This is a genomic window from Amycolatopsis sp. NPDC001319 (assembly GCF_042896185.1).
Taxonomy (GTDB): Bacteria; Actinomycetota; Actinomycetes; order Mycobacteriales; family Pseudonocardiaceae; genus Amycolatopsis.
This window is the reverse complement of sequence record NZ_JBIAWY010000009.1, coordinates 35,396-56,382: the sequence shown is the minus strand read 5'-3', so window position 1 is coordinate 56,382 and position 20,987 is coordinate 35,396. Positions and strand designations below refer to the sequence as shown.

Genomic DNA, 20,987 nt, shown 5'->3' with positions numbered 1-20,987 from the left:
GGGGGTCATCCCCGATGCGAGCGCGCCGGGCTCGTGGTGACCTCGAAGGATGAGCACTCCACACCCTCCCCCGGGGACGTTCGACACCGCGCTGGACCGCGCGTTCGGGCACCCCAGCGGCCTGCTGGGCCGCGTCGGCGGCCGGCTGATGTCCCGCGGCAACGCCGCCACCGAGCACCGGCTCGTCGACCTGGCGCGGCTGGAACCCGACGAAACCGTGCTGGTCGTGGGCCCCGGCCCGGGCGTCGGCCTCGACGCGGCCAGCCGCCTGGCGGCCGAGGTCGTCGGCGTCGAACCCTCGGCCGAGATGCGCGCCCTGTGCCGCGAACGCTGCGGAGACCGCGTGACGCTGCGTGACGGAACGGCGGCGCGCACCGGCTGCGCTCCCGGGTCCGTGGACGTGGTCCTGAGCATGAACAACGTCCAGCTCTGGGACGACCGCACGGCCGGCTTCGCCGAGCTGTTCCGCGTGCTGCGCCCCGGCGGCCGGCTGCTGCTGTCCGCGCACGAGAAGTGGCTGCCGGTCCCCCGCCACGACCTGGCCGCCGAGGTCACCGCAGCGGGCTTCACCGACCTGCAGACGTGGACGTGGGAGCCCCCGGGCTTCGCGGCCCTGGCGGCGCAGCTGCGGGCCCGCAAGCCCTAGCGGAGGTCACTGCGCAGCGGGTGATCGGGCGGAACCTGCACCAGGACGATGCGCAGGCCGTCCGGATCGGTGATCCAGGCCTCGTCGAGCCCCCACGGCTCGCGCTGCGCCCCGCGGACCGGCGTGACGCCGCGCGCGGCCAGCTCCTCGAGCGTCGCCGGCAGATCACGCACCTGCAGCCACAGGTCGACGGCCGCCGAAGGCGTCGCGTCGTTGCTGCCGACGACCTCGATCGAACCGCCGCCCGCGAAGAAGACCGTGCCACCGGGGAACTCGCGCTGGATCGCCAGCCCGAGCGTGTCCCGGTAGAACGCGGTCGAGGCCTCCAGGTCTCGCGGGTGGATCAGCACCCGGCTGCTCAGTACGTCCATGCGTCCTGCCTACCCGAGTGGCTCAGGCCACCGCAATCGCGACGATCCCGGCCAGCACCACCACCGAGCCCACCAGCCGGCGTGCCGCGTTCCGCTCACCGAGAACGAACCACGCCGCGAGCCCGCCCAGCACGATCGACAGCTCCCGCGCCGGCGCGACCAGGCTGACCGGGGCCATCCGCAGCGCGTACAGCACCAGCAGGTACGCCGCGGGCGAGGCGAGCCCGACGATCAGCGTCTCCTTGCGGTGCTCGCGCCACAGCTTCCCGACCTCGGCCCGGTCACGCAGGGCCGCGGGCGCCAGCAGCACGCTCTGCACCAGCGCGCCGCCGCCGAAGTACACGAGCGGCGGTACGGCGAGCGTCGTCACGGAGTGGGCGTCCCACAGCGTGTAGGCCGCGATGGTCGCCCCGGTGAGCACGCCGTAGAACACGCCGGCGCGGCGCGCTTTGACGTCGGCCTGGCTGCCGCCGAGACTGATCACGAGCACGCCCGCCACCACGAGGAACGCCCCGATCAGGCCCAGCACGCCGGGGTGCTCGTGCAGCACGAGCACCGCCGCCAGCACCGACAGCAGCGGCCCCGTGCCGCGCGCGAGCGGGTAGACGATCGACAGGTCGCCCACGGCGTACCCGCGCTGCAGCACCGTGCCGTACGACACGTGCAGCACGGCCGTGACCACGGCGGCGAGCAGCCACGTCCACTGTGGACGCTCGGGTTCGACCAGCAGTGCGATGACTGTCACGGGGAGCAACACCACGGCGGAGACCGTGTAGTACAGCCACACGAACCGCGGCCCGCCGAAGGTGACGCGCTTGGCCGCGAGGTTCCACCCCGCGTGCACGACGGCGGCGATGAGGACGAACGACAGAGCTGTGGTGTTCACCGGACCCCTTCGGGTCTTCCGCGCACGCGGAAAGCCGGGTCCTCCAGGCTTTTGTCCCGTCAGATGAACGGCGGGCGTCGGGCCGCGCCGATGGTGCCGCTCGGACCTGTCCCGCCGGCCCTGGTTGTGGTGGGTCGCGTCGTGCGGACCGGTGGCGGAACCCTAGGCACTACCGTCTCCACGGTAGCCGAACCGATCACTGCGGGCCGCCCGAGGGGGCCGCGAGCAGGCCTGTTAGGCTTTCCCGTCGTTGCCGTGCGGCATTCCGTCAGGGAGGAAACCCGGCCGCGCCTGTCTTGACGCCAGGCGCCCGGAGCCACTTCGACGCGGCAGCGACCTTCACCGAGACGAAAGCAGGACGCCTTCATGGCCAACATCAAGTCCCAGATCAAGCGCATCACCACCAACGAGAAGGCCCGCCAGCGCAACCTGGCCATCCGCTCCTCGGTGAAGACCGCGATCCGCAAGTTCCGTGAGGCCGCCGACTCCGGCGACAAGACCAAGACCCTCGAACTCCAGCGCGACGCGGCCCGCAAGCTCGACAAGGCCGTCACCAAGGGCGTCATCCACGCCAACCAGGCCGCCAACAAGAAGTCGGCTCTCGCGAAGCGCGCGAACCAGCTCTGAGCTGATCGCAGCGACACCCTGCCAGACCTGAAAGAGCCCGGTGACCGCCTGGTCGCCGGGCTTTTTCGTGTGTTCTCGACCGTTCTCGACGCACACAGCTGCCTGGACTGGCGCGCCCTCACGGCTGCGTACGGGTCCGGCGCGTTGCCCGTTCCCGAGCGGCGGGTTCAGCCTCACCGGTCGGCGATTCGGGGCCTGCCGAGGCGAGCAGGGTCAGCGTTCGCCCTTGGCGGCGACGACCTCGACGACCGCGCGTTCCAGGGCGTAGTCCGCGTCGGCCGCCACGCCCTTGACCTCGGCGTTCAGGCGGGCGACCACGCGCATGGCGGTGGCGAGGCCGTCCTGGCCCCAGCCGCGGGACTGGCCCTGCGCCTTGCGGATCTTCCACGGCGGCATGCCCAGCTCGCCGGCCATCTGGTTCGGGTTGCCGCGGCCGGCGGCGGACACGCGGGCGATCGTGCGCACGGCGTCGGCGAGGGCGTCGGCGACCAGGACGTGCGGCACGCCCAGCTGCATGGCCCAGCGCAGCGACTCCAGGGCCGCCGCGCGGTCGCCGCCCACGGCCTTCTCCGCGACGGCGAAGCCGGTCACGTCGGCGCGGCCGGTGTGGTAGCGGCGCACGGCCTGCTCGTCGACCACGCCACCGGTGTCGGCGACGAGCTGCGTCGCCGCGGAGGACAGCTCACGCAGGTCGGAGCCGACGGTGTCCATCAGCGCCATCACGCCCGCGGCGTCGATCTTGCCGCCGACGCGGCGCACCTCGTTGCGCACGAACGACTCGCGCTCGGCCGGCTTCGTCAGCTTCGGGCACTCGGTGATCTCCGCGCCCGCCTTTTTCAGCGCCGCGGGCAGCGCCTTGGCCGCCTTGCTGCGCCCGCCGCCGTTGTGCACGACCACGAGCACGATCCCGTCGGCGGGCGCCTTGAGGTACGCCATCACCGCGTCCGCCAGCTCCTGCGAGATGTCGTGCGCGGAGTCGAGCACGATGACCCGCCCCTCGCTGAACAGCGAAGGACTCACCAGCTCGGCGAGCACGGGCGGTGTGAGTTCGGACACCCGGTTGCGCGTCATCTCGGCCGTGGAGTCGATGGCCCGCGCGGCGTCCAGCGACGCGCGGACAGCCCGCTCGATGAGCAGTTCTTCCTCACCGAGGACGAGGTGGAGCGGCGCGGGTGCGGTGGTCACCCCGCCATCCTCTCACCCGCCCGGCCCCGCGCCCGCTCCGGTGATGTGCGCCGCCACCGTGGCACGAGGTGATCGCCATGTCGTACGGTGTACCCGAGGCAGCGTCCCGCTCCGCCGGAAACACAGCTCCACCGGAAACACCGCGGCGCGCCGACAACTGAACACCGCTCATCCAGAGGGGCAGAGGGAACGGCCCGACGAAGCCCCGGCAACCGGCGTACAGCCTGTCTTCCCGAATTTGCGGGATAGCTGACGACCACGGTGCCAATTCCGGCCCGCGTTTGCGGGGCAGATGAGGAAAGGAACCTCGCGATGACCGTTACCCTCGGCACGACCTCCACCAAGAAGACCCTGGACCTCGGTCCGGCCGTCGAACTGGTGTCGAAGGAAGAGGGCCACCGGCAGCCGCTCGCCCCGGAGTTCGTGTCCGCGGAGGACTTCTCGCCGCTCGAGGTCGCCTACGACTTCGGCCGCGTGCGCCGCGAAGACATCGAGGCCGGCCCCAAGAACATCTGGCGCTACAAGAAGCTCCTTCCCGTCCCCTCGACCGTCGAGGAGATCCCGAACACCGAACCCGGCGCCACCCGTCTGGTGAAGGCCGACCGCCTCGCCAAGGCCCTGGGCCTGAAGTCCCTGTGGGTCAAGGACGACACCGGCAACCCCACGCACTCCTTCAAGGACCGCGTGGTCGCCGTCGCGCTGGCCGCGGCCCGCGAGTTCGGCTTCGAGGTCCTCGCGTGTCCCTCGACCGGCAACCTGGCCAACGCGACGGCCGCCGCCGCGGCCCGCGCCGGCTGGCGGTCGGTCGTGCTGATCCCGAAGTCGCTCGAGCGCGCCAAGATCCTCACCACCGCCGTCTACGACGGTGACCTGATCGCCGTCGACGGCAACTACGACGACGTCAACCGCCTCGCCACCGAGCTCGCCGGCGAGCACCCGACGTGGGCGTTCGTCAACGTCAACGTGCGCCCCTACTACTCCGAAGGCTCGAAGACGCTCGGCTACGAGGTCGCCGAGCAGCTCGGCTGGCGCCTGCCGGAGCAGATCGTGGTGCCGATCGCCTCGGGCTCGCAGCTGACCAAGGTGGACAAGGGTTTCCGCGAGCTCGGCCAGCTCGGCCTCGTGGAAGCCAGCCCCTACAAGGTGTTCGGTGCGCAGGCCACCGGCTGCTCCCCCGTCTCGGCCGCCTTCCGCGCCGGACACGACGTGGTCCAGCCCGTGAAGCCCGACACCATCGCCCGCTCGCTCGCGATCGGCAACCCCGCCGACGGCCCCTACGTGCTCGACGTCGTCAACCGCACCGGCGGTGCGATCGAGGACGTGAGCGACGAGGAGGTCGTGGAGGGCATCCGGCTGCTCGCGCGCACCGAAGGCATCTTCACCGAGACCGCCGGCGGCGTCACCGTCGCGACGGCGAAGAAGCTCATCGAGACCGGCAAGCTCGACCCCGAGGCCGACACCGTGCTGCTCATCACCGGCGACGGCCTCAAGACGCTCGACGCCCTCGAAGGCCGCATCGGCCCGAAGGCGACCGTGCCCCCGTCGGCCGAGGCCGTGAGCAAGGCCCTCGGCCTCTGAGCTGACCGGGCCCGCGGGCCGCTCCCCTAGCGGGGCGGCCCGCGCGGCTCACCCCGGCGCGCCACCGCCGGCCCGCCGGCACCGGGCAGCACGGCCGTGTCACCGTCCACATCGGTCCGCGTCACCAGTACACCCAGCGTGCCCAGCACGTCCACTGTGGACTTCGCCGGGTGCCCGTAGCTGTTGCCCGCACCCACGCTGATCATCGCCGCCCGCGCGCCCACCGCCTCGAGGAACTGGGGCAACGAGTACCTGCTGCCGTGGTGCGGAACTTTCAGCACGTCGGCGTGCAGGTCCACCCCCTCGGCCAGCAGGTCGGCCTGCGCGGCCAGCTCCACGTCTCCGGTCAGCAGCACCCTCCCCGCCGCCGTGGTCGCGCGCAGCACCACGGAACTGTTGTTGATCATCGTGCCGTCCTGCAGAGCGGCCGCGCGCGCCGTGACGTAGCGCGGCCCGAGCACGTCGAGCGACAGCCCCGGCCAGTCGAGCCGCTGCCCGTCGCTCAGCTCCAGCAGCGGAACGTGGTGCGTCGCCGCTTCCTGCGACACCTGCTGCCACGCCCATGCCGGCGCGCGCCCGGGCCCGACGGCGATCGCCCCCACGGCCCGGCCGTCGAACACCGACGACAGCCCGCCGATGTGGTCGGCGTGCAGGTGGCTGAGCACCAGCAGCGGGATCCGATCCACGCCGAGCCGCCGCAGGCACTCGTCCACCGGCCCCGGCTCCGGCCCGGTGTCCACGACCACCGCCCGCCCGGCCTCCGCCGTGGCCAGCACCACGGCGTCGCCCTGGCCGACGTCGCACTCCACCATCGCCCAGCCCTTCGGCGGCCAGCCGGGCGAGAGCACCCGCGGCGGCACCACGATCAGCAGCACCGCCACCAGTCCCATCGCCACCACCAGCCGCGCGCGCCGGAACCGGAACGCGACCACCACCACGACCAGCACCCCGGCCGCGCACACCCCGCCCCACCAGCCACCCGGCCACGTGAGCACCGCGCCCGGCGCCCGGGCGCCGTGCCGGGCGACGGTGATCAGCCACCGCGCCTCCGGATCGGCCAGGTGCACCAGCACGTGCCCGGCCCCGGGCCACCACGGCCCGACCACCGTGGCCAGCACCCCGAGCACCGTGACCGGCGCGACGACGGGCGCCGCCAGCACGTTGGTCACCACCGAGACGAGGCTCACCGTGCCCGCCATGCCCGCGATCACCGGCGCGGTGACCACGAACGCCGCCAGCGGCACCGCGATCCCTTCCGCGTACCCCGGCGGAATCCCCCGGCGCACCAGCGAATCCGCCCACCGCGGCGCCAGCAGCACCAGCCCCGCCGTCGCGAACACCGACAGCGCGAACCCGAAGTCCGCCGCCATCACCGGATCCCACGCGACGAGCACGCACACCGAGAACGCCAGCGCCGGCAACGCGGAGCCACGCCGGCCCAAGGCCAGCGCCAGCAGCGCCACCCCGCCCATCACTCCCGCCCGCAGCACGCTCGGCGCCGGACCGACGAGGATCAGGAAGCCACCCAGGCACAACCCCGCCGCGACGGCCGACACCCGCGGCCCGATGCGCAGCAACCGGCACAACAGCAACACCGAGCCGCACAGAATCGCGAGATTTCCCCCGCTGACAGCCATCAAGTGCGTGAGCCCCGACTCCGTGAACTCCTGCTCGACCTGCTCCGGCAACGCACTCGTGTCACCCAGAACCAGTCCGGGCAGCAGCCCCGCCGGCTCTTCCGGCAGCACCGCGCACAGCTCGTGCAGCCCCACCCGCAACGCCGCGGCCGCCCGCTGCCACCACGGCGTCCGCGTGACTCCGACCGGAGCGCCCTGCGGGTAGACGACCGCGGCCGTCAGCTCACCCCCGCGCGCCGGCGCCAAGCGGCCCGCCGCCGTGACCTCCTGGCCCGGCAGGAGAGCGCCCCACCCGGCCACCGGCGCGAGCAGCAGGACCCGGCCGGTGGACACCACCGGCCGACCGTCCACAGTGGCCGATTCCACCTGGGTGTCGATGGCCACCGACCGCGTGCCCGCCTGCTGATCGGCGTAGCCGGCGCTGTGGATCGGCCGTGGTCGCTCAGTGACCTCGACACGGACCGTGGCGGTCACCCCGTGCGCCGCGGCTGGGCCGAGCGGATCCTGCTCCGCTCCCCTGATGCGCCACGCCGTCGGCAGCGCCACGACGAGCCCCAGCACCAGCAGCGCGCCGGCCGCGCCGAGCCACCGCCCACGCCGCCGCGCGAGCAGCACGGCCGACAGAACCGCCGCCACCACTCCGAAACCCTCGGCCGCCCACCACCCGAGCCGCAGGCCCGCCAGCGTGCCACCCCAGGCCGCCAGTGCCGCCGGAACGAGCCGAAGGTCGTGGTCACGCCACGACGGCGCGGCGTCCTGCTGGACGAACATCATCCGACCGTCACCTGCTCGCGCAATTTCTCGAACTTGCTTTCGCCGATGCCTTCGACGTCGCGAAGTTGTTCGACGCTGGAGAAGCCGCCGTGCTGGGTGCGCCAGTCGATGATGCGGCCGGCGGTGACCTCGCCGACGCCGGGCAGGGTGTCGAGCTGCTCAGGCGTGGCCGAGTTGAGGTCGAGCTTGCCCGGAGCCGCGCCGGCGCCGGCCGGGGCCGAGGACGCGACCGTGATGCCGACCGCGAGCTGCTCGCCGTCGGTGAGCTTGCGGGCGAGGTTCAGGCTGGAGAGATCGGTGCCGGGGTCCGCGCCACCGGCGGCCCGCACCGCGTCGGCCACGCGTGAGCCGGCCGGAACGGTGACGAGGCCGGGCGCGCGGACGTGGCCGATCACGCTGATCACCAGCTTCGCCGAGGTCGAGGACGCCGGTGCCGCGACGGAAGGGTGCGCCTTCGCACTCGGCAGCGACGGCGCCACTTCCGTCGCGGGCGACCCGCTGAACACCGCGAACCCCGCGGCGATCAGCACGGCCACGACCAGCAGCCCCAGTCCGACGAGGACGCGCGGGCTTTTCAGCACGCCGGGCAGACCGGGGTGGGCCGGGTCGGCACCACCGGGCAGCCAGCGCCGGACCAGCCGGCCGCCGGGCCCGACGGTGCGGGGGCCCGCCGCCAGCTGGTCGGCCAGCCAGGCGAGCCTGGCGTTCACGGGAGTGCCCGGATCACGGGCGGTCTGCTCGAACACACGTGCGACGCTAGGCGCTGATCGACATCGGCCACCAGCCCGAATCCGGCGACCTGTGGATAACTGCCCCCTTGTGGACAACTCGGCCTCCGCGGCGGCGGAACGCCCGTTCCGGTCCGCCCTCGGTGCGATGCTGTCGCCCATCGCCGCTCTCGACGGCACTCACCGGGAAGGACCCCACCGTGACGAACGAAACCGAGATCCGCGCCCTGATCGAAAACTGGGCCACCGCCGTCCACACGGGAGATCTCGACGGCGTCCTCACCGGCCACTCCGACGGCATCGTGATGTTCGACGTCCCGCCGCCCCACGAAGGCGTCCGCGGGATCGACGCGTACCGCGAGACCTGGCCGCCGTTTTTCGTCTGGCAGGCGGAAGGCGCGACGTTCACCGTCCTGGAGCTCGACGTGACCGCTGGTGACGACGTGGCGTTCGCCTGGGCACTCCTGCGCTGCGGCACCCCCGCCGATCCACCGGACCACCACCTGCGGTTGACCTTCGGCCTGCGCAAGGACCAGGGCCGCTGGGTGGTGACCCACGAGCACCACTCGTTCGCCGCCGTCGACGGAGACCCCGCCGAGAACGACCCCGGTGAAATCCGCCCGGTTGAAAGTGAACGGTGACTCATGATAAACCTGAGTCCTGGTTCACTTTCAGGAGGTGTTGGTCATGGCCCCCAAGGTCGCCCTGGTCACGGGCGCGTCGTCGGGTATCGGAGAGTCCACCGCGCGGGAGCTGCTGGAGCGTGGCTACACGGTCTACGGCGCCGCGCGGCGGGTGGAGCGGATGACGGACCTCGCCGAACGTGGAGTGCGGACGCTCGCGCTGGACGTGACGGACGAGGAGTCGGTGGAGAAGGCCGTGGCGGCGATCGTCGCGGAGTCCGGCCGGATCGATCTGCTGGTGAACAACGCCGGCTACGGCTCGTATGGCGCCGTCGAAGACGTGCCCTTGTCGGAGGCCCGCTACCAGTTCGAGGTGAACGTCTTCGGGGCCGCGCGGCTGATCCAGCTCGTGCTGCCGGTGATGCGGGCGCAACACTCGGGCCGGATCGTGAACATCTCCTCGATGGGCGGCAAGATCTACACCCCGCTGGGCGCCTGGTACCACGGCACGAAGTTCGCGTTGGAGGGGTTCTCCGACTCGCTGCGGATGGAGGTGCGGCCGTTCGGGATCGACGTGGTCGTGGTCGAGCCCGGTGGGATCGCGACGGAGTGGGGCGGTATCGCCGTGGACCACGTGACGGAGGTCTCGGGCAAGGGCGCGTATTCGGACCTGGCCGGGAAGCTGGCGAAGCGCATGAACTCGGGCATCAACGCGCGGATGATGTCCCAGCCGTCCGTGATCGCGAAGACCGTCGCCAAGGCTGCGACCGCCCGGCGCCCGCGCACACGTTACGCTGCGGGTTTCGGCGCGAAGCCCTTGATCTTCCTGCGCCGCGCCCTGCCCGACCGCGCTTTCGACACCCTGATCGCGAGGGCGCTCGCGAGCTGACCCCGGAGAACCGATGGAGCCGTCCCGCCCGCTGCGCGCCGACGCGGTGCGCAACCGCACGAAGATCCTCGACGCGGCGCGGGAGCAGATCACCCGGCTCGGCCCCGACGTCCCGATGGACACGATCGCCGAGGCCGCGGGGGTCGCCGTGGGCACGTTGTACCGGCACTTCCCGACGAAAACCGACCTCGTCACGGCGGTGATCGGCGAGCACAGCCAGCTGATCACCGAGGCGATCGAGGCGGCGGCGCAACGGGTGGCCGGCGGGGCCGACGCGATGGGCGAGATCTCGGCGCTGGTCAGCCACATCGTCGAGGCGGCGGCCGCGGACCGGGCGGTGAAGGCCGCGGCGCAGAACGTGGGGGCGGAGTACCTCACGCCCGAGCAGGAAAGCCGCAGCCGCGCGGCCACGACTCGGATGATCGAGGCCGCCCAGCGCGACGGCAAGCTGCGCGACGACGTGACGGCCGACGACTTCTATCTGCTCATCCTCACGGCGCCGACGGACGTTGAGCCGGCGGTGCGGGCGCGGTGGCTGGAGCTGTTCCTCGCGGGCTTCACCACCGGTAAGGGCTGAAACCCGTACCGGCCAAGGAGGATCACCGCTCGCGCTGCACGACCACGCCGAGCACGCCCGGTCCGGTGTGCGCGCCGATCACGGCACCCAGCTCCGAGACCACGCAGCCGCCTGCGCAGCCGGGCACGGCTTCCTCCAGGCGGTTGGCCAGCTCGACGGCTCGTTCCGGCGAGGCGAGGTGGTGCACGGCGAGCTCGACCGGGCCCTCGCCGGCCGCCGCGACGGCCAGCTCGACCAGCCGTGCCATGGCCCGGTTCATGGTCCGGACCTTTTCCAGCGGAAGGATGCGCCCTTCGGACATGTGCAACACCGGCTTCACCGCGAGCGCAGTGCCCAGCAGCGCCGCGGCGGGCCCGATCCGGCCACCTCGGCGCAGGTGCTCGAGGGTCTCGACCACGAAGAGCGTGGACGAGCGCCCGGCGGCGTCGACCGCGGCCGCCTCGACGTCGACCGCCGACTTTCCCGCGGTGGCGGCGATCGCGGCGTGCAAAGCGGCGAACCCGAGTCCCATGGCCGTGGTGCGCGAGTCGACCACGCGCACGAGGTCGGGACCGACCTCCTGCGCTGCGAGCACGGCGGCTTCCCACGTGCCGGAGAGCTCTTTGGACAGGTGCACCGACACCACGGACTCGGCGCCGTCGTCGAGCGCGGCCCGGAAGACGGTCGCGAACTCGGCGGGCGTGGGCCGTGACGTGGTGACGATTTTGCGCTCCCCCAGCGCTTCCGCGAGGGCGGCCGGGCCCATCTCGGTGCCGTCGTAGGAGACGGCGCCGTCCACGAGGACGTGCAGAGGCACCACGCGCACCGAGTGCCGGTCGGCGAAGCCCTCCGGCAAGTGGGCGGTGGAGTCCGTGACCACGGCGACCGACACGCCGTCAGCCTACGTGGCCGGGGCGCAAAGCCGGTGTCATCAGCTTCGCCATGGCCGTGCCGACTGCTTCGTGGCCCGCCCAGCCCCAGTGCATGCCGTCGGGGTTGCCCTCGCCGCCGAGCACGTGATCACCCACGACTGCCGGGAGATCAAGCAGGGGCACGTCCAGGCGCGCACCCCACTCGGCCATCGCGGCGGCCGCGGCGGGGCGGGCGGTGTGGACGCGGCCGTACGCGTCGGCGCGGTGCACCGACGGTAGCATCCCGAAGATCGGCAGCTCGGGCCTCAGCACGCGCAACGCCTCCACAGCGAGGTCCAGGTAGTGCACGGTCAGCTTCGCGGGCAGCACCACCGGCCGGCCCCGCAACACGACGGACAACCGCGGCTGCGCGGCCAGATACGCACCGCGCACGACGCGGCGCACGCCGTCGGGACGGAGGTAACGCAAGCCGGTGCGGAGGTAGGTCGGCAGCGGCGACGGGAGCGTGTCCATGCTGCCGATCGCCAGCACGACGGCGTCCGCGTGGTGCAGATCGGCCCACACGCGCGGATCTCCGGTCAGCGACCACCACACGTCGCGCGCGGTCCAGCCGATGCCGGCGACCACGTCGGCGTGCCCGTCGAGCGCGGTGGCCGCGACGTTGGGCCACAGGCGTGGTTCGTCGGCGGCACAGGGACCGACCGGTCCGTGAAAGCTCAGCGAATCACCGAAGACGAGCAGGTGCGGGCCCATCGATCAGCCGGTGATCCCCGCGTTGTAGGCATACAGCCGCCAGGCGTCGTCGCGGCGGCCGAGCTCCACCCAGTGGCAGTTCATGATCCCGCCGAGCGAGGGCCAGATCTCGATCGGCAGGCCGAGCAGCTTCGCCGTGAGCGCCACGATCAGGCCGCCGTGCGACGCGAGCAGCACCGACTCGCCGGCGTCGGAATTGGGCTGCAGCAGGTCGTTCACGACCTCGCCCGCGCGGCCGGCGACGTCCACTCGGGACTCCCCGCCCGGAGGCGCCCACGCGGCGTCGGTGCGCCACTTGTCGCGCTCTCCGGGATACGCGGCGTCGACCTCGGGGCCGGTCATGCCCTGCCACTCGCCCAGGTGCGTCTCGCGCAGGCGCTTGTCGATGCGCAACGGCACGCCGATCGCTTCGGTGAGCACCGTGGCCGTGTCGGTAGCGCGGTGCAGATCCGACGCGATCACGAGGTCGGGTGAGAACCGCGCGAGCGCGGGTACGGCGAAGCGCGCCTGGTTCCAGCCGACCGGGGTCAGCGCGGAGTCGAGGTGGCCCTGCATGCGGCCGGCGGCGTTGTAGTCCGTCTCGCCGTGCCGCCAGAGCAGCAGCCGCTTCAGGCTCACGCGTCCAGACCGTCCGCGCTGTCCGCGGCGGCGTCGCGATCGGCCGCGGCGGCGGGCTCGAGCCCTTCGACCTCGATGCGCGGGCAGTCCTTCCACAGCCGCTCCAGGCCGTAGAACGAGCGCTCTTCCTGGTGCTGCACGTGGACGACGACGTCGACGTAGTCCAGCAGCACCCAGCGGCCCTCGCGGGCCCCTTCACGGCGGACCGGCTTGTGCCCGCCGATGCGCAGCTTCTCCTCGACGTTGTCGACGATCGCACCGACCTGGCGCTCGTTGGGCGCGGACGCGATCACGAACGCGTCGGTGATCACGAGCTGGTCGGACACGTCCAGCACGACCACGTCGCTGGCCAGCTTGTCGGCTGCCGCGTGCGCGGCCGCGACGGCCAGCTCTCGTGCCTCGGACGTCGCTGCCACAGTGCTCCTTCAGGGTTCGGGGTACGCCCGGACGAGGGTACCCGGTCACTCACCTCGGTCTTTGCGGTACAGGTCCTTCTTGGCGATGTAGCGGACCACGCCGTCGGGCACGAGGTACCAGACGGGCTCGCCGCGCTCCACCCGTTCGCGGCACGCGGTGGACGAGATCGCCATCGCCGTGACCTCGACGAGGCTGACCTTGCCGCTCGGCAGGTGGTGGGAGTTGAGTCGGTAGCCGGGCCGCGTGACGCCGATGAAGTGCGCGAAGTCGAACAGCTCGTCGGCCTTGTGCCAGGTGAGGATCTGCTCCAGCGCGTCGGCGCCCGTGATGAAGAACAGCTGGTCGTCCGGGTACTCCTCGTGCAGGTCCCGCAGCGTGTCAACGGTGTAGGTCTGGCCGCCGCGGTCGATGTCGACGCGGCTCACGGAGAACACCGGGTTGGACGCGGTGGCGATCACCGTCATCAGGTAGCGGTCCTCGGCCCGGGTCACGACGCGCTCGGACTTCTGCCACGGCTGCCCGGTCGGGACGAAGATGACCTCGTCCAGCGCGAAGCGCGACTGGACCTCGCTGGCCGCGACGAGGTGACCGTGGTGCACGGGGTCGAACGTGCCGCCCATGACCCCGATCCGGCGTGGTGACATAGCCGGTGAGCCTATACGCGCGGGCGCGCGAGGGCTCCCCGTTCGGGCTGCGATGTCGCTAACGCGCGAACCCGGCCTGCCCGCTCCCCAGGAGGAGGCCGGGCCCGCGCGCGACGCTCCGGCGGTCAAGGGGGCATCGCCGGGCGACCGGTCACCTCCCCCGAGAGGCACCGGTTGTCCGAGGAGAGCCAGGAATCCGGCGCGCCTTACGCGAGTCTTGATTGTGACTTGAGTCACATAACTGTGGGTATTCGGTCGCGAACGGTCCGTTCGTGCCACGTCCGGCTCCCGTTCTGTCGGTCGCATGGGGTAGACCGGGGACGTGGACACCACCGAAGCCCTTCGCGAGCGTGCCGAGACCCTGCTGCGGTCGCTCGCCGGCGAAACCGCGACCCTGCGCGAAGACCAGTGGACGGCGATCGAGGCCCTCGTCGCCCAACACCGGCGCGCGCTCGTCGTGCAGCGCACCGGGTGGGGCAAGTCGGCCGTGTACTTCCTGGCCACAGCCCTGCTCCGCGAGCAGGGCGCCGGCCCGACCGTCATCGTCTCGCCCCTGCTCGCGCTCATGCGCAACCAGATCTCGGCGGCCGCGCGCGCCGGGATCCACGCGGCCACCATCAACTCGGCCAACGCGCAGGAGTGGGACCAGGTGCAGGCGGCGGTGGTCGCCGGCGACGTCGACGTGCTCCTGGTGAGCCCCGAACGGCTCAACAACCCCGATTTCCGCGACGCCGTGCTGCCGAAGCTCACCGCGAGCGCCGGGCTGCTTGTGGTCGACGAGGCGCACTGCATCTCCGACTGGGGCCACGACTTCCGGCCCGACTACCGCCGGCTGCGCACACTGCTGGGCGACCTGCCCGACGGCGTGCCGGTGCTGGCCACCACGGCGACGGCCAACGACCGCGTGGCCACCGACGTCGCCGACCAGCTGGGCATCGGCACCGGCGGCGACACGCTCGTGCTGCGCGGTCCGCTCGATCGCGAGAGCCTGCGGCTGGCCGTGGCCGAACTGCCGACGGACCAGGCTCGCCTGGCCTGGCTCGCCGAGCACCTGGCCGAGCTGCCGGGGTCCGGCATCATCTACACCCTCACGGTCGCGGCGGCCCACGACGTCGCGGCGCTGCTCGGCGAGCGCGGCTACCCGGTGGCGGCGTACACGGGCAAGACCGACCCGGCCGACCGCCAGGCCGCGGAAGACGACCTGCTGGCCAACCGGGTCAAGGCGCTCGTGGCCACGTCGGCGCTCGGGATGGGGTTCGACAAGCCGGACCTCGGGTTCGTGGTGCACCTGGGTGCGCCGTCGTCGCCGATCGCGTACTACCAGCAGGTCGGGCGCGCGGGCCGCGGTGTGGAGCGCGCGGAGGTCGTGCTGTTGCCGGGCCGCGAGGACAAGGCGATCTGGGCGTACTTCGGCTCGCTGGCGTTCCCCGACGAGCTGCGGGTGTCGCAGGTGCTGAACTCGCTCGCGTACGCCGACCGTCCACTGTCGACTGCCGCGCTGGAGCCGACCGTGGAGCTGTCGCGCTCGCGGCTGGAGATGGTGCTGAAGGTCCTCGACGTCGACGGCGCGGTCCGGCGCGTGCGCGGCGGCTGGGAGAGCACAGGCCAGGAGTGGCAGTACGACCGCGACCGCTACGCCCGGGTCGCGAAAGCGCGCGAGGCTGAGCAGTCGGCGATGCTCGGTTATCTCTCCACGGCCGGCTGCCGCATGGAGTACCTGCGCCGTCAGCTCGACGACCCGGACGCGGTGCCGTGCGGCCGCTGCGACAACTGCACCGGGCAGCACTGGGACACGGCGGTTTCGGACGAGGTCGTGGGCGCCACGCGCGAGCGGCTCGACCGGCCGGGCGTCGAGGTGGCGCCGCGCAAGCAGTGGCCCAGCGGGATGAAGGGTCTCGACGTGCCGTTGTCGGGCCGCATCGCCGCCACCGAGCAGGCCGAGCCGGGCCAGGTGCTGGGCCGCCTCACCGACGTCGGCTGGGGCTCGCGGCTGCGCGAGCTCGTCGGCCCGGGCGCGGTGGACGACGTGGTCCCGGAGTCGGTGTTCCAGGCCTGCGTGAAGGTCCTGGCGGCCTGGCCCTGGGCCGAACGCCCGACGGCCGTGGTGGCGGTGCCGTCGGCAACGCGGCCGGTCCTGGTCGCCAACCTCGCGGAGCGGCTCGCCACCATCGGCCGGCTGGAACACCTGGGCACGCTCGACTCGGCCGGCCCGCCCCCGCGCCAGGCCAACAGCGCCCAGCGCCTCGCCGACCTCTGGCAGCGCCTCTCCCTGCCCACCGACGTCGCCACCCGCCTCGCCGAGACCCCCGGCCCCATCCTCCTCGTGGACGACGTCATCGACACCGGCTGGACCATGACCCTGGCGTCCCGCCTCCTCCGCAAAGCGGGCGCGAAGGCGGTGTTGCCCTTCGGTCTGGCCAGCACCTCCTGACCCCGCCGCACGACCCGCCGAACCACCCGCGGTCCGCGACACGCGGCCCCGCCGAACCACCCGCAACGGCGGCCGTGCGCACGGCCCCGGCCCTCCCGGGAGTCGACAGACGCTCGGCCACCGCCAACGGCAACGGTGGCGACTCCGTTGCGACCGCACGACATGGTCCGCTGCCTCGCGGCGCCGATTGGCTCGGAGCACGCGCAACGAACTGGGCGACGGCGGTGACACGCACCGTCGCCACCCCACCCGCGCAGGGGTCCAGACCGCCGAAGCCACCAACCAAACCCACTTCCGGTCGGTGAAGAACTACCGATCTCCGGGCATTTCTGGCACAGTGCCGTTCCACCCGAGCGGGACGTGGAGGTCGCCATGGGCGGATCGACGGCGGAGGTCGCGACGAGGCACCGGTTGCCGGTGCGGAAGTTGTTCGCCGCCAGTGCCGGGAATGCGCTGGAGTGGTTCGACTGGACGATCTACGCGACGTTCAGCATCTACTTCGCGGGCGCGTTCTTCCCCTCCGGCAACGAAGCGCTGGCGTTGATCAACACGTTCGCCACCTACGCGCTGGCGTTCTTCTTCCGGCCGCTGGGTGGGGTGCTGCTCGGGCGGTTCGCGGACGTGCACGGGCGCAAGCCGGCGATGATCCTGACCATCGCGCTCATGGCGGGCGGGTCGGTGGCGATCGGCGTGTTGCCAACGTTCGCGCAGGTGGGGTGGCTGGCGCCGGTGCTGTTGCTGGTCGCGAGGGTCGCGCAGGGGCTGTCGCTGGGTGGTGAGGTGTCGAACGCGTCGGCGTACCTCGGGGAGATCGCGCCGGCGAAGAGGCGCGGGCGGTATTCGTCGTTCTTCTACATCTCGACCGGATCGGCGGTGCTGGTCGCGACCGTGCTGGGGTTCGTGCTGGCGCGGACGATGGACAAGGCGCAGCTCGCGTCGTTCGGCTGGCGGATCCCGTTCCTGCTGGGCGGGGTGCTGGGTCTCGTGGGCCTCTGGTTGCGGCGCAGCCTCGCGGAAACCGAGCTGTTCGAACAGAAAAAGGAGCAGGCCCGGCGCGTCGAACGGCCGTTGCTGACCACGCTTACGCACCACCCCAAGGCCGTCGGGCAGCTCGTGGGCTTCACGATGCTGTCCACGCTTTGCTACTACACCTTCTTCAGCGCCCTCACCTCCTTCGCCGTGAAGACGCGCGGGGCGAGCGACGTCGACGTGTTCCTCGCGCTCTCGATCGCCACCGCCTTGTTCGTGGCGCTGCAGTACCCGATGGGCGCACTCGCCGACCGCGTCGGGCGCCGGCCGCAGCTGCTCGTGTGGTCGGGCGCGACGGCGCTGGTGATCGTGCCGCTGTCGTTCCTCGTGCGGCCCGGGCTCGGCGGGCTGCTCGTGGTGTTCTGCGTGGGCCTGGGCCTCTACACGGCGATGACGTCGCTCGCGCCCGCGATCATGAGCGAGCTGTTCCCCACCGAGCTGCGCGGGCTGGGCATCGGGGCTTGGTACAACCTCACCGTCGCGCTGTTCGGCGGGACCGCGCCGCTGGTGCTCAGCGCGCTGTCCGCGGCGGGCGCGGCCACGGCGTTCTTCTGGTACGTCGCGGTCGCCGCGGCCATCGCGTTCCTCGTGGTGCTGCGCCTGCCCGAGACGAAGGGCAGCGAACTGCGGTAATCCCTTCGAGCGCGCTCCGGCGGAGTCGCTACGCTGCGGCGAACCGGCTACGCGAAGAAGGAGGGACACCGTGCGCAAGCCCGAGGTTAGTGAGGAACTCGCCCGACGCGTGGTGGACGCCCTCCACCGCGCGCTCGACGTCGACATCGCCCCGGCCGACGCGCTCATCGCCGTCTCGACCCGCGACGGCGTCGACTACCAGTGCAACCTCGCGATGAGCCTGGGCAAACGCCTCGGCCGCCCGCCGCGCGAGGTCGCCGCCGCCATCGTCGAACACCTCGAGATCACCGACCTCGCCGAGCCGCCCGAGATCGCCGGCCCCGGCTTCCTCAACTTCGTGCTCCGCCGCGAATGGCTCGAAGCCGGCGTCGACGCACTCAGCGATGACCCACGGCTCGGCGTCGAGCCCGCCACGCACCGAAAGCGCATCGCGCTCGACTACAGCAGCCCGAACGTCGCGAAGGAAATGCACGTCGGGCACCTGCGTTCGTCGGTGATCGGCGACGCGATCGTGCGGTTGCTGCGCTTCGCCGGCCACGAAGTGCTGCCCCACAACCACCTCGGCGACTGGGGCACCCCCTTCGGCATGCTCATCGAGCACCTGCTCGACGAACCGCCCGCCGGGCCCAGCGGCATCGGCGACCTCAACGAGTTCTACCAGGCCGCGCGCCGGAAGTTCGACTCCGACGAAGCGTTCGCCACGCGCTCGCGCGAGCGCGTCGTGAAACTGCAGAGCGGCGACGCCGAGACGCTCGCCACGTGGCAGGGGCTCGTCGACGAGTCCACCCGCCACTTCAACGAGGTCTACCACCTGCTCGGCATCACGCTCACCGACGAAGACATCTACGGCGAGAGCTTCTACAACCCCTACCTCGCCAAGGTCGTCGACGAGCTGGAGGCCGACGGCCTCACCGAGCTCAGCGACGGCGCCGTCTGCGTGTTCCCCGAAGGCTTCCACAACCGCGAAGGCGACCGGCTGCCGCTGATCGTGCGCAAGCGCGACGGCGGCTACGGCTACGCGGCCACCGACCTCGCCACCGCGAAGTACTGGACCACCGAACGCGGCGCCACCGACCTGCTCTACGTCGTCGGCACGCCGCAGGCGCAGCACTTCGCGATGCTCTTCGCCGTCTGCCGCGCCGCGGGCTGGCTCGACGGCGTGCACGCCGAGCACATCGGCTTCGGCTCCGTGCTCGGCGCAGACGGCAAGGTGATGCGCACGCGCGCCGGCGAGACGATCAAGCTCGCCGACCTGCTGGCCGAGGCCGTCGCGCAGGCCGCCGGCGTCGTCGCCGAACGCAGTGAGCTCAGCGAGGCCGAACAGCGCGAGGTGGCGCGCGCCGTGGGCATCGGCGCGGTGAAGTACGCCGACCTCTCCGGCGACCGCGAGCGCGACTACGTCTTCGACTGGGACCGCATGCTGGCCAAGGACGGCAACACCTCGGTCTACCTGCAGTACGCGCACGCGCGGATCGAGTCGATCCTCGCGAAGGCCGGCGACCAGAGCGTGGCCGCGCCGGTGACCCTGGCCGAGCCGGCCGAACGCGCCCTCGCCCTCACGCTGCTGCGCTTCGGCGAAGCCCTCCGCTCGGCGACCAGCGCGTACGCGCCGCACAAGCTGTGTACGTACCTCTACGAGACGGCCGTGACCTTCTCCCGCTTCTACGAGCAGTGCCCGGTCCTCACCGCCGAGACGCCGGAGCTGCGGGCGTCGCGGGTGCAGCTGGCGACGCTCACGTCGCGCACGCTCGTGCTCGGCCTGGAACTGCTCGGCATCGAAGCGCCGCGCCGGCTCTGACCGACGGCGGGGTTGGGGCACCCGGCCTCAACCCCGCAGCTTCGCCACCGCACCCATCGCGCGGAACATCCCCCGCGTCGCCACGCGGCCGAGCCGGCTCTCCGACACGAACTGCTCGGCGCTGCGCGCCGACGTGCGCACCGCCTTGAATCCGTACTTCCGCATCTCGCGCTCGTACTCCCCACGGCCACGCGCACGTCATCGCCCGCGAAAAGCTTGCGGCACAACAACTGCGCGTCACGCAACGCTGTGTTGGCCCCGATGCCGCGGAACGGCGTCATGCTGTGCACCGCGTCGCCGAGCAACGTCACCGGGCCCGGCTCCCACGGCTTGACCGGCAGCGACGTGAGGATCGGCAGCCGGCTCACGGACGCGTCGGGTGAGTTCTCGACCAGGCGGACCAGGTCGGGATGCCAGCCCCGGACCTCGGACAGCGCCGTGTCGCGCAAGCTTTCGTCCGATGTGGACAGACGGCGGGAGCCGTACGCCCACATCACGTAGCTGCCGGTGTTGTCGAACAGCACGGGGTCCACCTCGGCCGTCTCGTCGTTGACCGCGGCCTCGGGGAACAGGTGCGGCGCCGTGAACAAGCCGCACCCGGGCGGCCCCACGACGTAGACCGGTCCGGCCTTGAACCGTTCTGCCGCCTCGGAAACCGGGGTCTTGCCCACGATCGTGACGATGCCGGTGTCGACCCGTCGCGCATGCGGCAGGAGCTGGGCGCGGACGCGCGAGCTCGCGCCGTCCGCGCCGATCACCAGGTCGGCCTCGGCCGTGGTGCCGTCGGCGAAGTGCAGCGTCACGGCCTTAGGCCCGGTCTCGTACCGCACGAACTCCTTGTCGTGCCACAGGATTCCGTCGAGTCCGGTCGACAGCACCTGGTGCAGCGAAATCCGGCTCACGGAGTGGTGCGCGGCGGCCGGATCCGCGGCGGCGGGTTCGCGCATCACCGCGAGCTCGCGCAGCTGCTCCGTGACGAAGGCGAACTCGTGGGCGCTTTCCCCCGTCGCCGCAAGGAATCTCTGCCACGCGGCGGGCGGCAGGCACTCGTGCAACGCGGCCGCCCCGTGCGGATCGATGTGCACGCGGTAACCCTGCAGCCGCTCGGTCCGCGTGCGGCTGCGTTCGTACACGGCCACCTCGACGCCGGCCCGCACCAGGCCGTGGGCCAGGCACAGGCCACCCGTCCCGCCGCCGACGACGGCAACTCGCAAGTTCATGGTCTTCCCCTCTCGGATCACTCCATAATTATCCGTACGGTTGATTAAGTCAACTGTGAGGATGATTGAGTC

At 71.9% G+C, this 20,987-nt stretch carries 19 protein-coding genes, 1 pseudogene and 1 riboswitch; of the genes and pseudogenes, 9 read left to right on the top strand and 11 right to left on the bottom strand.

Annotation, left to right across the window (positions count from 1 at the left end):
* The first annotated feature begins 49 nt into the window (after nt 1-49).
* Complete coding sequence (locus ACFY1H_RS31235; protein ID WP_386952292.1) at nt 50-646, top strand: class I SAM-dependent methyltransferase; 597 nt, start codon at nt 50-52, stop codon at nt 644-646.
* On the opposite strand, the gene ACFY1H_RS31230 is transcribed toward ACFY1H_RS31235, so the two are convergent.
* Both ACFY1H_RS31230 and ACFY1H_RS31225 read right to left on the bottom strand, forming a co-directional pair.
* Entirely contained in the window at nt 643-1,017 is a 375-nt protein-coding gene (locus ACFY1H_RS31230) for a VOC family protein (protein ID WP_366583856.1), read from the bottom strand. The two genes, ACFY1H_RS31235 and ACFY1H_RS31230, sit on opposite strands and share 4 nt — an antisense overlap.
* A 22-nt stretch (nt 1,018-1,039) precedes the next feature.
* Nucleotides 1,040-1,903, bottom strand: coding sequence for an EamA family transporter (locus ACFY1H_RS31225; protein WP_366583857.1), 864 nt, complete (start codon nt 1,901-1,903; stop codon nt 1,040-1,042).
* A 366-nt stretch (nt 1,904-2,269) separates the two neighbouring features.
* Between ACFY1H_RS31225 and rpsT the strand changes: the two genes are divergently transcribed.
* Nucleotides 2,270-2,530 carry a 30S ribosomal protein S20 gene (gene rpsT / locus ACFY1H_RS31220; RefSeq protein WP_386952287.1) on the top strand — a complete coding sequence of 87 codons (261 nt, stop codon included), beginning with the start codon at nt 2,270-2,272 and terminating at the stop codon, nt 2,528-2,530.
* A 213-nt stretch (nt 2,531-2,743) separates the two neighbouring features.
* Here the strand turns inward: rpsT and holA are convergent, their stop codons facing one another.
* Nucleotides 2,744-3,715: a DNA polymerase III subunit delta gene (holA, locus tag ACFY1H_RS31215; RefSeq protein WP_366583858.1), complete on the bottom strand. Its 972-nt coding sequence runs from the start codon at nt 3,713-3,715 to the stop codon at nt 2,744-2,746.
* A gap of 165 nt (nt 3,716-3,880) precedes the next feature.
* Nucleotides 3,881-4,014, top strand: a riboswitch (SAM riboswitch).
* A 13-nt stretch (nt 4,015-4,027) separates the two neighbouring features.
* On the opposite strand from holA, the gene thrC reads away from it, so the two are divergent.
* A complete protein-coding gene (gene thrC / locus ACFY1H_RS31210) occupies nt 4,028-5,293 on the top strand; it encodes a threonine synthase (protein WP_386952283.1) in 1,266 nt (421 codons plus the stop codon).
* Nucleotides 5,294-5,319: 26 nt separating this feature from the next.
* Here thrC and ACFY1H_RS31205 read toward each other — a convergent pair whose 3' ends face one another.
* Nucleotides 5,320-7,704, bottom strand: a complete 2,385-nt coding sequence (locus ACFY1H_RS31205) for a ComEC/Rec2 family competence protein (protein ID WP_386952281.1) — start codon at nt 7,702-7,704, stop codon at nt 5,320-5,322.
* On the bottom strand, nt 7,701-8,450 hold the full coding sequence (locus ACFY1H_RS31200) for a helix-hairpin-helix domain-containing protein (RefSeq protein ID WP_386952280.1): 750 nt from the start codon (nt 8,448-8,450) through the stop codon (nt 7,701-7,703). Before ACFY1H_RS31200 ends, ACFY1H_RS31205 begins: the two co-directional genes overlap by 4 nt.
* 182 nt (nt 8,451-8,632) lie before the next feature.
* Here ACFY1H_RS31200 and ACFY1H_RS31195 point away from each other — a divergent pair, with 182 nt between their 5' ends.
* Genes ACFY1H_RS31195 through ACFY1H_RS31185 form a run of 3 tightly spaced genes read left to right on the top strand, consistent with a single transcriptional unit; the run spans nt 8,633 to nt 10,521 of the window.
* The gene (locus ACFY1H_RS31195; RefSeq protein ID WP_386952278.1) at nt 8,633-9,073 is read left to right on the top strand and encodes a nuclear transport factor 2 family protein; all 441 of its coding nucleotides are present in this window, start codon (nt 8,633-8,635) and stop codon (nt 9,071-9,073) included.
* A 46-nt stretch (nt 9,074-9,119) separates the two neighbouring features.
* Nucleotides 9,120-9,944 (top strand): oxidoreductase, encoded by an 825-nt coding sequence (locus tag ACFY1H_RS31190; protein ID WP_386952277.1) that lies wholly within the window; start codon nt 9,120-9,122, stop codon nt 9,942-9,944.
* Nucleotides 9,945-9,957: 13 nt separating this feature from the next.
* Nucleotides 9,958-10,521: a helix-turn-helix domain-containing protein gene (locus ACFY1H_RS31185; protein ID WP_366583864.1), complete on the top strand. Its 564-nt coding sequence runs from the start codon at nt 9,958-9,960 to the stop codon at nt 10,519-10,521.
* A gap of 22 nt (nt 10,522-10,543) precedes the next feature.
* Here ACFY1H_RS31185 and ACFY1H_RS31180 read toward each other — a convergent pair whose 3' ends face one another.
* Genes ACFY1H_RS31180 through nadD form a run of 5 tightly spaced genes read right to left on the bottom strand, consistent with a single transcriptional unit; the run spans nt 10,544 to nt 13,804 of the window.
* A complete protein-coding gene (locus tag ACFY1H_RS31180; protein WP_366583865.1) occupies nt 10,544-11,392 on the bottom strand; it encodes a DegV family protein in 849 nt (282 codons plus the stop codon).
* A gap of 4 nt (nt 11,393-11,396) precedes the next feature.
* Complete coding sequence (octT, locus tag ACFY1H_RS31175) at nt 11,397-12,125, bottom strand: diglucosylglycerate octanoyltransferase (RefSeq protein WP_386952273.1); 729 nt, start codon at nt 12,123-12,125, stop codon at nt 11,397-11,399.
* A gap of 3 nt (nt 12,126-12,128) precedes the next feature.
* On the bottom strand, nt 12,129-12,743 hold the full coding sequence (locus ACFY1H_RS31170; RefSeq protein ID WP_360600462.1) for a histidine phosphatase family protein: 615 nt from the start codon (nt 12,741-12,743) through the stop codon (nt 12,129-12,131).
* Nucleotides 12,740-13,159 (bottom strand): ribosome silencing factor, encoded by a 420-nt coding sequence (gene rsfS / locus ACFY1H_RS31165; protein WP_364054799.1) that lies wholly within the window; start codon nt 13,157-13,159, stop codon nt 12,740-12,742. The genes ACFY1H_RS31170 and rsfS overlap by 4 nt, the downstream gene beginning before the upstream one ends.
* Nucleotides 13,160-13,204: 45 nt before the next feature.
* The gene (gene nadD, locus ACFY1H_RS31160) at nt 13,205-13,804 is read right to left on the bottom strand and encodes a nicotinate-nucleotide adenylyltransferase (protein WP_366189846.1); all 600 of its coding nucleotides are present in this window, start codon (nt 13,802-13,804) and stop codon (nt 13,205-13,207) included.
* Between the two features lie 322 nt (nt 13,805-14,126).
* On the opposite strand from nadD, the gene ACFY1H_RS31155 reads away from it, so the two are divergent.
* The 3 genes from ACFY1H_RS31155 to argS all read left to right on the top strand — a co-directional run bounded on the left by ACFY1H_RS31155 (nt 14,127) and on the right by argS (nt 19,695).
* The gene (locus tag ACFY1H_RS31155) at nt 14,127-16,235 is read left to right on the top strand and encodes a RecQ family ATP-dependent DNA helicase (RefSeq protein WP_386952268.1); all 2,109 of its coding nucleotides are present in this window, start codon (nt 14,127-14,129) and stop codon (nt 16,233-16,235) included.
* 372 nt (nt 16,236-16,607) lie between these two features.
* Nucleotides 16,608-17,897: an MFS transporter gene (locus ACFY1H_RS31150; protein ID WP_386952265.1), complete on the top strand. Its 1,290-nt coding sequence runs from the start codon at nt 16,608-16,610 to the stop codon at nt 17,895-17,897.
* A 70-nt stretch (nt 17,898-17,967) separates the two neighbouring features.
* Nucleotides 17,968-19,695 (top strand): arginine--tRNA ligase, encoded by a 1,728-nt coding sequence (argS, locus tag ACFY1H_RS31145; protein WP_386952262.1) that lies wholly within the window; start codon nt 17,968-17,970, stop codon nt 19,693-19,695.
* A gap of 269 nt (nt 19,696-19,964) precedes the next feature.
* On the opposite strand, the pseudogene ACFY1H_RS31140 reads toward argS, so the two are convergent.
* A pseudogene (locus tag ACFY1H_RS31140) lies at nt 19,965-20,915 on the bottom strand (FAD-dependent oxidoreductase); the annotation flags it as partial.
* Between the last annotated feature and the right edge of the window lie 72 nt (nt 20,916-20,987).

What these genes read in the sequence shown, in the direction of transcription:
- rpsT (WP_386952287.1), top strand. Translation starts at nt 2,270, where the DNA reads ATGGCCAACATCAAGTCCCAGATCAAGCGCATCACCACCAACGAGAAG.
- ACFY1H_RS31150 (WP_386952265.1), top strand. Translation starts at nt 16,608, where the DNA reads ATGGGCGGATCGACGGCGGAGGTCGCGACGAGGCACCGGTTGCCGGTG.
- ACFY1H_RS31190 (WP_386952277.1), top strand. Translation starts at nt 9,120, where the DNA reads ATGGCCCCCAAGGTCGCCCTGGTCACGGGCGCGTCGTCGGGTATCGGA.
- ACFY1H_RS31205 (WP_386952281.1), bottom strand. Translation starts at nt 7,704, where the DNA reads ATGATGTTCGTCCAGCAGGACGCCGCGCCGTCGTGGCGTGACCACGAC.
- ACFY1H_RS31230 (WP_366583856.1), bottom strand. Translation starts at nt 1,017, where the DNA reads ATGGACGTACTGAGCAGCCGGGTGCTGATCCACCCGCGAGACCTGGAG.
- ACFY1H_RS31185 (WP_366583864.1), top strand. Translation starts at nt 9,958, where the DNA reads ATGGAGCCGTCCCGCCCGCTGCGCGCCGACGCGGTGCGCAACCGCACG.
- thrC (WP_386952283.1), top strand. Translation starts at nt 4,028, where the DNA reads ATGACCGTTACCCTCGGCACGACCTCCACCAAGAAGACCCTGGACCTC.
- octT (WP_386952273.1), bottom strand. Translation starts at nt 12,125, where the DNA reads ATGGGCCCGCACCTGCTCGTCTTCGGTGATTCGCTGAGCTTTCACGGA.
- nadD (WP_366189846.1), bottom strand. Translation starts at nt 13,804, where the DNA reads ATGTCACCACGCCGGATCGGGGTCATGGGCGGCACGTTCGACCCCGTG.
- ACFY1H_RS31235 (WP_386952292.1), top strand. Translation starts at nt 50, where the DNA reads ATGAGCACTCCACACCCTCCCCCGGGGACGTTCGACACCGCGCTGGAC.